The organism is Geodermatophilus sp. SYSU D00867, assembly GCF_054050315.1.
Genome location: NZ_JBJGZC010000008.1, coordinates 90,967 through 103,852 on the forward strand (window position 1 = coordinate 90,967; position 12,886 = coordinate 103,852).

At 75.6% G+C, this 12,886-nt stretch carries 14 protein-coding genes; 4 read left to right on the top strand and 10 right to left on the bottom strand.

Annotated features, from left to right (window positions below):
• Nucleotides 1–12: 12 nt before the first annotated feature.
• The 3 genes from ACI8AK_RS09455 (at nt 13) to ACI8AK_RS09465 (ending at nt 3,646) form a co-directional block, all read left to right on the top strand.
• Nucleotides 13–1,314: a citrate synthase gene (locus tag ACI8AK_RS09455; protein WP_456956005.1), complete on the top strand. Its 1,302-nt coding sequence runs from the start codon at nt 13–15 to the stop codon at nt 1,312–1,314.
• Between the two features lie 11 nt (nt 1,315–1,325).
• Nucleotides 1,326–1,523, top strand: coding sequence for a hypothetical protein (locus ACI8AK_RS09460; RefSeq protein ID WP_387993914.1), 198 nt, complete (start codon nt 1,326–1,328; stop codon nt 1,521–1,523).
• A 203-nt stretch (nt 1,524–1,726) separates the two neighbouring features.
• Entirely contained in the window at nt 1,727–3,646 is a 1,920-nt protein-coding gene (locus ACI8AK_RS09465) for an NlpC/P60 family protein (RefSeq protein ID WP_456956007.1), read from the top strand.
• A 65-nt stretch (nt 3,647–3,711) separates the two neighbouring features.
• Here the strand turns inward: ACI8AK_RS09465 and ACI8AK_RS09470 are convergent, their stop codons facing one another.
• The 9 genes from ACI8AK_RS09470 to ACI8AK_RS09510 form a co-directional block, all read right to left on the bottom strand.
• On the bottom strand, nt 3,712–4,476 hold the full coding sequence (locus tag ACI8AK_RS09470) for a hypothetical protein (protein WP_456956009.1): 765 nt from the start codon (nt 4,474–4,476) through the stop codon (nt 3,712–3,714).
• Nucleotides 4,473–4,814: a hypothetical protein gene (locus ACI8AK_RS09475; protein ID WP_387993906.1), complete on the bottom strand. Its 342-nt coding sequence runs from the start codon at nt 4,812–4,814 to the stop codon at nt 4,473–4,475. Before ACI8AK_RS09475 ends, ACI8AK_RS09470 begins: the two co-directional genes overlap by 4 nt.
• A gap of 139 nt (nt 4,815–4,953) precedes the next feature.
• Nucleotides 4,954–6,060: a flagellar biosynthesis protein FliA gene (locus ACI8AK_RS09480; protein WP_456904102.1), complete on the bottom strand. Its 1,107-nt coding sequence runs from the start codon at nt 6,058–6,060 to the stop codon at nt 4,954–4,956.
• A 49-nt stretch (nt 6,061–6,109) separates the two neighbouring features.
• Nucleotides 6,110–6,514: a hypothetical protein gene (locus ACI8AK_RS09485; protein ID WP_387993898.1), complete on the bottom strand. Its 405-nt coding sequence runs from the start codon at nt 6,512–6,514 to the stop codon at nt 6,110–6,112.
• Nucleotides 6,515–6,729: 215 nt separating this feature from the next.
• A complete protein-coding gene (csrA, locus tag ACI8AK_RS09490; protein ID WP_456956011.1) occupies nt 6,730–7,038 on the bottom strand; it encodes a carbon storage regulator CsrA in 309 nt (102 codons plus the stop codon).
• 86 nt (nt 7,039–7,124) lie between these two features.
• Nucleotides 7,125–7,529 (bottom strand): flagellar assembly protein FliW, encoded by a 405-nt coding sequence (gene fliW / locus ACI8AK_RS09495; RefSeq protein WP_456956013.1) that lies wholly within the window; start codon nt 7,527–7,529, stop codon nt 7,125–7,127.
• Nucleotides 7,526–8,404 (bottom strand): flagellin N-terminal helical domain-containing protein, encoded by an 879-nt coding sequence (locus tag ACI8AK_RS09500; RefSeq protein WP_456956015.1) that lies wholly within the window; start codon nt 8,402–8,404, stop codon nt 7,526–7,528. Before ACI8AK_RS09500 ends, fliW begins: the two co-directional genes overlap by 4 nt.
• A gap of 10 nt (nt 8,405–8,414) precedes the next feature.
• Nucleotides 8,415–9,857 (bottom strand): flagellar hook-associated protein FlgK, encoded by a 1,443-nt coding sequence (gene flgK, locus ACI8AK_RS09505; RefSeq protein ID WP_387993891.1) that lies wholly within the window; start codon nt 9,855–9,857, stop codon nt 8,415–8,417.
• Entirely contained in the window at nt 9,854–10,348 is a 495-nt protein-coding gene (locus ACI8AK_RS09510) for a flagellar protein FlgN (RefSeq protein WP_387993888.1), read from the bottom strand. The genes flgK and ACI8AK_RS09510 overlap by 4 nt, the downstream gene beginning before the upstream one ends.
• A gap of 161 nt (nt 10,349–10,509) precedes the next feature.
• Between ACI8AK_RS09510 and ACI8AK_RS09515 the strand changes: the two genes are divergently transcribed.
• Nucleotides 10,510–11,439: a sigma-70 family RNA polymerase sigma factor gene (locus ACI8AK_RS09515; RefSeq protein ID WP_387993886.1), complete on the top strand. Its 930-nt coding sequence runs from the start codon at nt 10,510–10,512 to the stop codon at nt 11,437–11,439.
• Nucleotides 11,440–11,662: 223 nt separating this feature from the next.
• Here ACI8AK_RS09515 and ACI8AK_RS09520 read toward each other — a convergent pair whose 3' ends face one another.
• Complete coding sequence (locus tag ACI8AK_RS09520) at nt 11,663–12,763, bottom strand: glycosyltransferase family protein (RefSeq protein WP_387993883.1); 1,101 nt, start codon at nt 12,761–12,763, stop codon at nt 11,663–11,665.
• Nucleotides 12,764–12,886 lie beyond the last annotated feature (123 nt).

Consider the following 12,886-nt stretch of genomic DNA (forward strand, 5'->3'; position numbering starts at 1 on the left):
CGTCGGGCCACCATGACCGAGACAGCCAGCACCCCCGAGGTATCCCTGCGACACGCGGGGGGTGACCTCCCGCTGCGCACGGTCCCGGCGTCGGAGGGACCCTCCGGGCTCGACGTCTCCAAGCTGTTGGCGACCACCGGGCAGGTGGCGCTCGACGTCGGCTTCGTCAACACCGCCTCGTGCACGTCGGAGATCACCTACATCGACGGTGACGCCGGCGTCCTGCGCTACCGCGGCTACCCCATCGACCAGCTCGCCGGGAAGGCCAGCTTCCTCGAGGTCACCTACCTGCTGATCTACGGCGAGCTGCCCACGGCCGACCAGCTGGCCGCCTTCGACGAGAAGCTGCGCCGGCACACCCTGCTGCACGAGGACCTCAAGCAGTTCTTCCAGGGCTTCCCGCGCGACGCCCACCCGATGCCGGTGCTGTCCTCGGCGGTCAGCGCCCTGTCGACCTTCTACCAGGACTCGCTGGACCCCTTCGACCCGCACCAGGTGGAGATCTCCACCGTCCGGCTGCTGGCCAAGCTGCCCACGATCGCGGCCTACGCGTACAAGAAGTCGGTCGGTCAGCCGTTCCTCTACCCGGACAACTCGCTGGGCCTGGTCGAGAACTTCCTGCGGATGACCTTCGGCTTCCCGGCCGAGCCCTACGAGGTCGACCCCGAGCTCGCCGCCGCCCTCGACATGCTCTTCGTGCTGCACGCCGACCACGAGCAGAACTGCTCGACGTCGACGGTGCGGCTGGTGGGCTCCTCGCACGCCAACCTCTTCGCCTCGGTGTCGGCCGGCATCAACGCGCTGTTCGGCCCGCTGCACGGCGGGGCCAACCAGTCGGTGCTGGAGATGCTCGAGTCCATCCAGGGCGCGGGCGGGGACATCCCGGCGTTCGTCGAGCGGGTGAAGAAGAAGGAGCCCGGCGTCAAGCTCATGGGCTTCGGGCACCGGGTGTACAAGAACTACGACCCGCGCGCGGCGATCGTGAAGCAGACCGCCGACACCGTGCTCGACAAGCTCGGCGGGGACAACCAGCTGCTCGACCTCGCCCGCCAGCTCGAGGAGATCGCGCTGTCCGACGACTACTTCGTCGAGCGCAGGCTCTACCCGAACGTCGACTTCTACACCGGGCTGATCTACCGGGCGATGGGCTTCCCGACCCGCATGTTCACCGTGCTGTTCGCGCTGGGCCGGCTGCCCGGGTGGATCGCGCAGTGGCGGGAGATGATCGCCGACCCGACGACGAAGATCGGCCGCCCGCGGCAGGTCTACACCGGTGAGACCGAGCGGGCGTTCGTCCCGCTGGCCGAGCGCTGACGACGTCGTCGATGGGCAGCGAGCCGCCCGGCGAGGACCTGCTGGTCCTCCCCCCGATCCCGCTGGCCACCGGGCGGCTGCTGCGCGACGACGACGACCGGCCGGTGCCGATCACCGCCGTCGAGCTGGTCGTGGTCACCGAGGACGGCGCCGAGCACCGCATCCCGCTGGTGGCGCGGCACGGCGCCTGGTGGCCGCCCGACCGCTGACCTCGCGGCGGAGGTGCGCCGGGCTCCTCCGCGGAGGTGCCCGGCGCGCCGGCCCGGTCCCCCGGCCGGGCGCATCCCCTCCCCCGTCGGGGTGAGGCCTCCCCTCCCGTCCCTCCTCCGGGTCCCCCGGGCGGTCGATCTGACGGCGAGCGCTCCACGCCGGAGCGCGGCCAGCCGATCGAGACCGCCCGGGGGACCCCGCCGTGCCCGCACCACGCACGCCCGCTCCCGCGCGCACGGCCACCCCCTCCCGCACGGCCTCCCCCCGCACCGCGCCCCGCCGCGAGCTCACCGCCCGCGAGGCCGAGGCGCTGCGCGCCCTCCTCGCCGCCCGCGCCGCCACCGGCGCTCCGGTCCCCCCGCGCCGCACCGGCACCTCGGCGCAGAAGACGGAGACGCGCCGGAAGCAGCCCGCCCGCCGCCGGCCCGCCGCCCGGACGCCGCGCGGGCGCGGCCCCTGGCGCACCCGGCTGCGGGTCGTCGGCCTGGCCACGCTGCTCGTGCCCGCCCTCACCGTGCTGCTCGCCCCGGCCACCTCCGCGCCCGGCTCGGCCACGGTGGCCCCCGACGCCGCGGGCCTGGCCCTGGCCGCCCGCAGCACCCTGCTGCAGGACGCCGACGCCTACCGCCGGCTGCAGGGCGAGGTCGCCACGCGGCGGGCCGAGCTGCGGGCCGCGGTCGAGGCCGAGCAGGCAGCGCGGGCCGCCGTCGCCGCCGAGCAGGTCACCGTCGGCTCCGCCGCGGCCGACCTCTACCGCGCCTCCGCGCAGACCCGCATGCCGGTCCTCGGCCTGTCCGCCGCGGCACCCGCGACCACCGGCGACGTCCTCTACCGCCAGGCGCTGGCCGACCGCGCCGCCCAGGAGAGGGAGACCGCCGTCGTCCGCGCCGAGCGCGCCGCGGCCGCGGCGGAGGCCGCCGCCGCACGGGTGGCCGCCGCGCAGGACGCCGTCGACGCCGCCGCGGCGCAGGCCCGCACCGTGCTGGCCGGCGTCCGCGCGACCGTGGACGACCTCGGCCTCGACGTCTCCGCGCAGCTGGCCGCGCTGGACACCGTCCCGGCCGCCGGCGCGCAGCAGGAGCGCAACACCGCCGCGCTGCAGCGCTGGCAGGGCCACCTCGCCGGGCTCGCGTCGGCGGGCGTCGAGCCGCCGTCCGCGGCCGAGCTGGCCGACCCGGCGACGCTGCCCGACGGCTTCTCCCCCGCGCTGGACGCCGCCGGGCAGGCCGTGCCCGGCGTGGCGTGGGCCGTCGTCGGCAACCGGCCGGTGACCGTGCTGCCGGCCGAGACCGTCGCCGCGGTGAGCAGCGCGCTGTCCCGGCTGGGCCGCCCGTACGCCGCCGGCGCCACGGGCCCGGACGCCTTCGACTGCGGCGGGCTCACCGCCTCGGCGTGGCTGCTGGCCGGCTACGACCTGCCGGCCGGCGCCGCGGAGCAGTGGGCCGCGGCGACCGTCGTGCCCGCCTCGCAGCTGCAGGTCGGCGACCTGGTCGTCTCCGACGGCGGCGCCGACGTGGCCCTGTACCTCGGCGACGGCGAGGTGCTCGGCGCCTCGGCGGCCACCTACCAGGTCGGCGTCCGCTCGATGCCCGCCGACGCCCGCGCCGTCCGGGTCACCCTGCCGGCGCCCGCGACGCCGAACGCGCCGCTGCCGGCGTCGGCGTCCGGCCGCGGGGCCTGCGGCGCTCCCCCGGCGCCGGTCGGCCCGGTGAGCCCCGCGTGGGGTGGCTGGTCCAACGGCCGGATCCCCGCCGAGGCGCTGTGCCCGATCGCCCGCGGCCACGCGCTGCGCTGCGACGCCGCGGCCGGCTACGCCGCGCTGGCCCGGGCCTACGAGGCGGCCTTCGGCAGCCCGCTGTGCGTCACCGACTCCTACCGGTCGATGGCCGCGCAGGTGGACGCGTTCCGCCGCAAGCCCGCGCTGGCCGCCGTGCCGGGGACGTCGAACCACGGCTGGGCGCTGGCGGTGGACCTGTGCGGCGGGGTGAACGTCGCCGGCACGCCGCAGTGGACGTGGATGACCGAGCACGCCGGGCGGTTCGGCTTCGTCAACCCCGACTGGGCCCGGCCCGGCGGCGAGAAGCCCGAGCCCTGGCACTGGGAGTTCGGGCACCTGGCCTGACGAAGGACCCCTCTGCCCCCCCCACCGCTCGCAGGCTCGCGGCGGGACCCTGCGGAGGGGCCGCCTCACAGCCAGCGGAGGTCGGGCAGGGCGGCCCAGGGCAGGCGCACGCACGCCTCGCCGGTCAGCCCGGCCAGGCGGTCGGTCACCCCCGCGGAGGCGCACGCCAGCGGCCGCAGCGGCGTGACGACGACGTGCGGCTCGGCCACGCGCAACCCGGCCTCGGCGATCCGCCCGAGCAGCCGCTCGGGATCGGCCAGCGCGGCCGTGGCGAGCATCGGCGCGCCGGGGTGCGACCACAGTGCCACCGGCCCCTCGACGCGGAGCACGCCCCCGGCGTCGGCGGCCCGGGCGGTGGCGGCGGTGCGGGTGCGGGCCACCACGGCGGCGTCGGCGCGGTCCGACGGCGTCCACGCGACGGTGCGGTCCCCGCGGCGGACGACGACCCGCCAGCCGACGGCGGTGCACGCCGGGCCGGTCCAGTCGAGGACGGCCACGCCGGCGCCGGCGGCCGCGGCGTCGCTGACCGGGCGGGCGGCGACGAAGGCGGTGAGCGCGGCGGCGACGCCGTCGGCGGTGGGGGTCACGCCGGCGTCGGTCATGTCCTCGGCGAGGTCGTGCAGCGGCACCCGCACGCGGCGCTCGTCCTCGGCCAGGACCAGCACCGGCCCGCGGGCGGGGTCCGCGAGCACGGCGGCGCGCAGGCCGCCGGTCGCGAGGCCCGGCAGCACCGCGTCCGCGGCGGCGCGGACGTCGTCGACGGCGACCGGCGCCGGGCGCAGCCGCTGCAGCAGGCCCGACGAGGAGCGGCCGGGGCGCCCCCGCGTCACGGGCGGCGTCCCCCGAGGGTCGCGCGCAGGTCGCCCGGCAGCTCGGCCAGGCCGAGGACGCTGTCGAGCTCGGCGGCCGACAGCCGCACCGGCAGGACGTCCTCGGCCCAGCCGGTGACCCGGCGGACGCGGGCGGCGGGGCCGGGCCAGACGGCGTCGCGGGCGGCGGCCACGTGCAGCTCGGTCAGGACGTCGGCCAGGTGGACGGCGGCGACCGGGTGGACACCGGGCCGCTCGACGGCGGCACGCACGACGCCGGCCAGCAGCTCGCGGTCGGCCCCGGAGAGCCAGTGCGGGAGCAGGACGACGGCGGGGTCGCCCGCAGGCAGCACGCTCACCGCACACCTCCCCCCGTCGGCGTCTGCGGTCCCCCGGCGTCGGTGCAGCGGGGACTCGCGGTCACGTCCTCGATATCGGCAGGTCCGCGCCCGGATGGACCCGTCGGCGACGGACTCCTGCGTTCCGTTTACCGGGACGTCACTCGGACAACTCGGCGAGCCGGTCCTTGAGCGCCCGCTCGACGCGGTCGGCGTGCACGTTCATGTTGCGCACCGAGGTCCCGAGGTCGGCCGACACCTGGGTCTTGGTCTGCCCGCCCCAGGTGGTCAGGTACCAGGTGGCCCAGCCCAGGACGTTGGGCTGCGCGGCCCGCTGGCCGCGCGCGGCGGTCGGGTCGGGGGCGCAGGCCGCGGTCAGGGCGTGCGACAGCAGCGTCTGCTCCGCCTCGTCCATGATCTGGTCGGGCGCCTCGCTGGAGTCCGGCAGCAGCACCTCGGTCGCGTCCGGGCCGCCGTCGAGGGACTGCAGGTTGCGCAGGCCGTTGAGGGTGGCGACCGTCTGCGAGTTGCGCCGCAGCGTGGCCACGCTCTGCCCCATGTAGGCCGCGAGCTCGCGCTCGGTGGGCCGCCGCTGGTGCTCGGCCTGGAAGGCGGCGATCGCCTTCTGCTGCCGGTTCTCGGTGTCGGCGGCGGTGCGGCCGTGGGCGTTGCGGCCCAGGTCGTGCACCCACTTGGACAGCTGGGTGGCGAGGAAGGCGCCGAACGGGACGCCCTTGGTCTCGTCGTACTGGCCGACCGCCTTGAGGATCCACTCGGCGACCTGCTGGCCGAGGTCGTCGGGGTCGGGCAGGTGCATCCGGATCGTGCTCATGTTGCGCTGCAGCCGCTTGAGGCTGACCGGCTGGTAGTGCCGGCACAGGTCCTCGAGGAAGGCCGGCGGCAGGTCCCGCGGGGCACGGCGGCGGACGCCGGCCTCCGCGCGCAGGCCCACGGTGGCGACGTCACGGGTCGAGCACCAGGCGCGGATCCAGTCGGCGAGCACCTGGCCCTGGCCGCAGGGGCCGTCCACGCGGTAGAGCCCCTCGCCCTCGTCGTGGCTGACCGTGACGCCGTCGGGCAGGTCGGCGCGGAACGCGGCCAGCGGCAGGTCCCGGTCGACGCGGAAGTGCACCCGGTCGCGCGCGGTGATCGGGACCCGCGCGAAGCCCTCGGCCTCGGGGATCCCGCCGAAGACGAGCGGCGCGCGGGTGCCGGCGTCGGCCGGCTGGTCGGCGGTGGGGACGGCGGGCTGGGGGGTGCTGGTCACCGGGGACTCCTGGTCGATCGCGGGGAAGGCGTCGGCGAGGGGTGGGGCGCTACGCGGAGACGCGCTCGTAAGCGGACGCGCCGGCCGGGACCTCGAGGTCGCCGTCGTCGGCGCGGAGGAGGACCTCGGCGGCGGCGCGCTCGGCGGCGGAGGGCTCGGCGGCGTACACCGGCATGTGGTCGTACAGGACCGTGAACAGGTCGCTGACGAAGGCGTAGGCGGCCTGCGCCTGCGGCGAGAAGCGGGCGATCGCCTCGCGGGGGCCGAGCTCCACGCCGACGGTGACGCGGACGACCCGCTCGTCCTTGCCGAGCCCGGTGACCGAGAAGGCGACCGACGGGTGCGCGGCGGCCAGAGCCGCCAGCTCGGCCAGGCAGCGCCGGGTGGACCCGCGGCGCGGCCGCAGCTGGACGTGGACGACGACGGTCTCGTCGGCCTGCTGGGTCCCTGCCATCACGCTGTGCTGCATCCTCATCGCCCCCTGTGTCGTGCTCGGGGGCAACTCTGGCGCATGAGCGGACGGTGACGGGCACACAACTCGCCGTGCCCTGTGCAATCTCCGGGCCGACCTTCGTCAGGTCTTGCCCGTCCGGACCTCCATCCCGGTCCGGCGGGTCCGCGCATCGGCGACTGTTGCCGAGCCGCGGACCCGCCGTCGGTGGCGTGTCGTCAGCGCGCGGGCAGCTCCGGCGGGGCGGGCCGCTTCCCGGCCCCCGCAGGGGCGTCCGGGGCGGCGGCCGCGGGGCCGACGGCCTGCGGCGCGAAGGCGGCGAGCGCGCCGAGCGTGTCCGCGGTGACCTGCGCGGCGAGCAGGTTGGCCTCGGCGATCTGCCGGTAGACCTCCTCGCGGTGGATGGTCACCTCGCGCGGGGCCTTGAAGCCCAGCCGGACGGTGCCGCCGCGGACCTCGACGACGTGCACCTCGATGTCGTCGCCGATGCGGATGGTCTCGCCGACGCTGCGGGTCAGTGTGAGCACGGGTACCCCTCCATGGGTGTGTGACGGCCTCCTGGCACCCCCGCCCGGCGGGGCGGGGTGTCGAGCGGTCGGACCGCTCTCCTCCTCTATCGGCGCAGGGGACGCCGGATCGGATGACGGCTGTCGGGGAGCACGACCTGGGTGGCCCGCCAGTTCGCCGGGTTGAGCACGACGGGGGCGCGCAGGTTCGCCGTCGCCGCCGCCGGGCCCTCGGCCGGCACGGTGACCAGGCAGAACAGCGAGGCGTCGGCCGGGTCGGCGAGGTCCAGGTCGGCCAGCACCTGGGCCGGCAGCACGGGCGCGTAGTCCGGGAAGTACCGGGCCGGGGGGATGGTCAGGAACCGCGGACCGTCGGCGTCCAGGGACTGGAGCCAGAACAGCAGCCCGTCCCCGTCGGCCGTGACGAGCACGTAGTCGCGGAAGTCGGGGAAGCCGGGCAGCGGGGACACCATGCCCAGCAGGGGCAGGGTGACGACGGGGGCGAGGGTCACCGCAGGAATTCCGCGAGCGAGGGCTGGATGACCTGGGCGGTCGCCTGCAGAGCGACCTGGTAGCCCACCTGCTGGAGGTTCAGCTCCATGATCGTCTTCGGCAGGTCGACGTCCTCGACGCCGGCCAGCTGCTGCTTGAGGCTGAGCTGGAGGTCGGTGTTGGCCTCGGCCGCCCGGTCCATGCGGGCAGCGCGGGTGCCGATGTCCGCGGTGGCGGTCAGCATCCGCTCCATGACGCCGTCGAGGTCGTCCAGCGCCGTCTGCAGGGCGGTGGCGTCCTGGGCGCCCGCTGCGGCGGCAGCCCTCTCCAGCACGGCGAACAGACCGGTGGGCCCCGTGCCGAAGGCCTCGGGCCCCGTGACGTCGATCCGGATGTCCTCACGGTCGGAGACGCGGCGGGTCAGGACGCCGTCCGTGCGGCCGACGAAGGAGCCGTCGTCGGCATAGGCGACCGTGCCTCCCGTGGGTCCGCCGAAGACCGGCCGGCCCTGCACGACCGCGTTGGCCAGGCCGAGCAGGCTCGTGCGGAGCCCCTCGAGCTCGGTGCGGATCGCGCCGGCGGACGACGTGCTCATCCCACCCGTGCTCGCCGCCTGGACGACGAGCGACCGGGCCTGCCGGGTCTGCTGCAGCATGGACTGCAACGTGGAGTCCGTCGTCTCGAGGAACGCGCTCCCGTCGGCGATGTTGCGGGCGTACTGAGCCGCGCCGGACGCGTCGGCCCGGATGATCATCGACTGGTTGGTGCCCGTGGGCGAGTCCGAGGGGCGGCTGATCGTCCTGCCCGCGGTCAACTGCTGCTGCAGCCGACCGACGGCGTCCTGGTTGCGGTAGAGGCCCTGCAGGCTGGTGAGCGCGATCGAGCGCTGGGTCACGCGCACCGGGTCACAGCCCCACTCGGCCCATGCGGTTGATGAGGACGTCCAGGGACTCGTCGATGGCCGTCACCATGCGGGCGGCCGCCGAGTAGGCGTGCTGGAAGGACATCATCCTGGTCATCTCCTCGTCGAGGTTCACTCCGCTCACCGACTCCCGGGCGCTGTCCACCTGGGCCGTGATGACGTCCTGGATGTCGCTGTTGCGCGCGACCACGGCCGCCTGGACCCCGAGGTCCACGACCAGCGCGCGGTACGTCGCGTCCACGCCGGTCTGGTCCAGGCGCAACCGGTGGGCGGCGGCCGCGTTGCCACCGTCCAGCGACGGCCCGGCGGCGTCCGGCGCGAGGAGCGCGGCGGCCACGTCCTGGGGACGGGTGAGCCGCAGCCGGATGTTCGCCGCGGTCACCGTGGCGGGGTCGACGGTGACCGCGCCCGTCCCGTCGTCGACCATCGGTCCGCCCACGTCACCGTCCAGGTCGTAGGCCGGCTCCGTACCGGTCCCCGCCTGGGCGTCGTTGAGCGTCCGGGCCACCTGCGATGCGATCGCGTCGAGCCGCCCGCGGTAGCCGGGGAGGATCGTCCCGAGGACCGACAGCTGCCCCTCCGCCGTCCCGCCGGGCCGGACGGTGGTCCCTCCCGGCCGGGTCACCAGGCGGGGGTCCCCGGGCGCGGCCGACCGGGAGTCCGTGGTGCCGGTGAGCTCCAGGGCGGTCGCGGTGTCGCCGGTGACGAGGGAGGTCCCCCCGATGCTGACGTCCACCTGCCCGTCGGCCCCCGCCCTGCCCGTCGCGCCCACCTTCTCCGCCAGTTGCAGGACGAACACGTCGCGCTTGTCCGCGAGCTCGTTCACCGGCAGGCCGGCGCGCGATGCCTTCTGGATGGCGGCGTTCAGGTCCGCGATGGACCGGGCCGCGGCGTTGACGTCCGCGACCAGGGCGTCGAGGTTGTCCCTGGTCTTCTCCCACTCCGCGCCGAGGACGCCGTCAGCTGTCCGGAGGCCGGACACCAGGGTCTCCGTACGCTGCAGCAGCTGACTGCGTGCGGCCAGGTCCTCGGGGTGGTTCGCGACGTCGCTCCACCCGTCCCACATGTCGGCGAGCATGCTCTGGATGCCCGAGCTGCCGGGCTCGCGGAGCGCGTTCTCCACGGCGGACAGTCCCGCGCTCTCCGCGGTCAACCGCGCGGAGTTGGCCCGCTCCGCCTGTGCCCGGCTCTCGAGGAACGCGTCACGGATGCGGATGACCGTGTCCGCGTCGACACCCTGACCGACCTGGTTGCTGACGGAGTGGATCGCCGGGACGGTGTTGCCGTTGACCGACTGCAGCTCGACCCGTTGCCGGGAGTAGCCGTCGGTGTTGACGTTGGCGATGTTCTGGCCGGTGACGTCGAGTCCGCGCTGGGCGGCCCAGAGCGCCGTCGTCGCGGTGTTGAGACCGGAGAACGAACTCACAGGGCACCGTCCAGGGTGACCGCGCGGGAGGACCCGTGCTCGGAGCGGCCGGTGGCGCCGTAGGTGCCGGCCGTGGGCTGGCGGACCGACAGCAGCGCGTCGCCGATCGCGGACAGGCCGCCCTCGATGAGCTCGCGGTTGGCGTCGGAGAGGCTGCGCAGGTCGGTGACGAGGACCAGCAGCGCTTCGTGGTGCCTGGCCAGCAGGTCGTTCCACGGCGCGGGCGCGGCCTCGGCCAGCTGGCGCAGCGACGGGTTGACCCCGGTGCCCAGCCGGACGGCGATCGCCTCGGTGGCGGCGGCCCGCTCGACCTCGAGGACGCGCAGCTGGTCGAGGACGACCTCGATCTCGTGGGCGATCCGGGCCAGCCAGCGGGTCTTGCCGGACAGGATCAGGTACTGCTTCTCCTCTGCCTTGAACAGCAGCAGGTCGAGCAGCTCCTGCTCGCGCCACAGCAGCGTCGACAGGTGCTGGAAGTCCACGTCCGCCACCGCCTCCCTCGTCTCCCGGCGGGTGTCCCCGCCTTCGCGGACAGACGGTCGGCAGCGGGCAAGCGCCCCTCAAGCCGAGTTCCCAGGATTGGCAGGAGTTGTGCGTCCGGGAGGGCGCGGTCCCTGCCGAGAGAGGGACCGTGCCAGCAGCCCGCTCCCCGGTGACCGACCGCGCGGTTCCCGCGCGCTCCGCTCCCCCGCAGCCGTCGGACGCCGCGCGCCCCGACGTCCTGCGCTCCGAGGTCGAGGTCGAGGCGCTCGTCACCGAGCACCTGGCCCTGTGCTCGTTCGCGGTCAACGCGGTGGCCTCGCGCATCTCGTTGCCCGGCCACGTGAGCCGGGAGGACCTCCTGTCCTGCGCGAAGGTGGCGCTGGTCGAGGTGGCCCGCCGGTTCGACCCGTCGGCCGGCGCGACGTTCGCCACCTACGCCCTCCCCCGGCTGCAGGGCGCGGTCCTGGACGAGCTGCGCTCGGGCGACTGGGCCAGCCGCTCGGTCCGGGCCGCGGCCCGCCGCACCGACGCCGCGTCCGACGCCCTGACCATCCGGCTGGGCCGGCCGCCGACGCGCGAGGAGCTCGCCGAGGCCCTCGGGGTGCGCCGCGAGGACCTCGACGCGCTGCAGGTCGACGTCCACCGCGCCGTCATGGTCAGCATCGACGCGGAGACCGGCGCCGAGGGCGGCACGCTGGACCTGCCCGACCCCGGCGAGTCCCCCGAGCGGGCGGTGCTGCGCGGTGAACGGGCCCGCTACCTGCAGGACGCCATCCGCGCGCTGCCCGACCGGCTCGACGAGGTCGTGGAGCGCAACTTCTTCGGTGGGGAGTCGCTCACCGACATCGCCGCCGACCTCGGCGTCACGCTCTCCCGCGTCTCGCAGATGCGCGCCCGCGCGCTCACCCTGCTGCACGCGGCGATGAGCGAGGTGTGGGAGGGCCGGGCGGTGCCGGCCGACGGCGGCGTCCGCGCGCGCAACCAGCAGCGGCTGTACGTGGAGAGGGTCGCCGGCCGGAGTCCGTTGCCGCCGATCCCGGCACCGCGGCCGGCGTGGCAGGCGGCCGCCCACCGGTACCGCGCGGCCCGCCCCGCCTGAGGCGACGTCCGACCGGCAGGACCCGCTCGGACCGGCACCTGCGGGCCGGGCGGGTCCCCGCGTCGCCACCCCTGCGCACGGTCCTCGCCGGCCCGCTCGGCGGCAGCAGGCGGCCGTGCCGGGAGCCGACCCGGAGCAGCTCCCACCGAGACGGACGACGGCCCCGGTCCCGCACGTGCGGGTCCGGGGCCGTCGCGTGGTCCCGGGGAGGCTCGGGGGCCCGTCACCCGACCCCGGCGAGGGACGACCGTGGGCCCAGGCCCTTCTGGGCGCGCGTCCGGTTGTCCCGCGCCTGGCGCCACGCCGCCACCCAGCGCTCGGCGGTGTGCTCCGTCAGGTGCCGCTCCAGCACGACGGCCCGGTCCTGGGCCGCCTTCTCCCGCCGGGCGTCCGGAGCGTCCACGGCGGCAGCGACACCGGCAGCCCAGTCGCGGGGACGCTTGGCGCGTCGTCCGAGACCGAGGCGCTCGTACTCCGCGCTGGGTGACCGGAGGGCGAAGACGCCGCGCGCGGCGTACTCCATCACCTTGAGCCAGCTCTTGCACTCGTTGAAGCGGTCGAGTCGCAGCGGAGCGATCCCGACGTCGAAGAGTTCCCCCATGGTCGTCAGGTACTGGTCGACGTCCTGCTTCCAGGGGACCTCGACGGGGTCCTCGGGGAGGTGGAGGCGCGTCCGGGCGTCCGCGGCCTGCCCGAGGATGACGAAACGACTCCGGCCGGCGGTGCGGTCCAGGCCCTGCTGCAGCCCGGACTCCATCACCTGCAGGTCGTAGGGGTGGGTCGGCACGGAACCGGTCCAACCGACGGTGACGACCTCCGGGTCCCGCTCGTACGCCGGCGGCAGCTCGGCGATCCGACGCGGGACCGCGTTGGGGATGTACGCACCTCGTCCGTGTCCGGCGTACTCCTCGAGGAGCGCGGCCGAGGAGACGGTGACGAGATCGGCCTCGCGAGCGCACGCCAGCACGTACTCGTTGATCGAGGAGGTCTTCAGGGTGCGGAAGGCCATGTGCCCGTACGGCACGGCCCGGAACAGGTCGTCCAGCTCGACGACCACGGCGACGCCCTGGGCCTGGAGGAGCCTCAGGATGTCCAGGCTCTCCCTGGTCTTCGGCAGCTGGAGGACCACCACGTCGGCACCCTCGGCATCGACCTCGCGGACCGACAGGACGTCCTCGCCCGGCCGCTGCGCCATGACGGTCTTCAGGCCGTAGGTGGTCGAGCACTCGACGCCGACCCCGGCCGCCTGGACGGCCTCGGCCGGCTCCGCCGTGCGGTAGTACAGCGACCCGGCGAAGCGGGTCGTCGAGAGCAGGACGCGCATGGGTGCTCCCCCTGGGAGGACGACTGGTGGGGTTCCCCGCGGCGAGAGCCGAGGCGGGGTCCCGCGACGGTATGGCCGGGCGGGCCGCTCCCCGGCCGTCCGACGCGCCGGACTGGGGCCCCA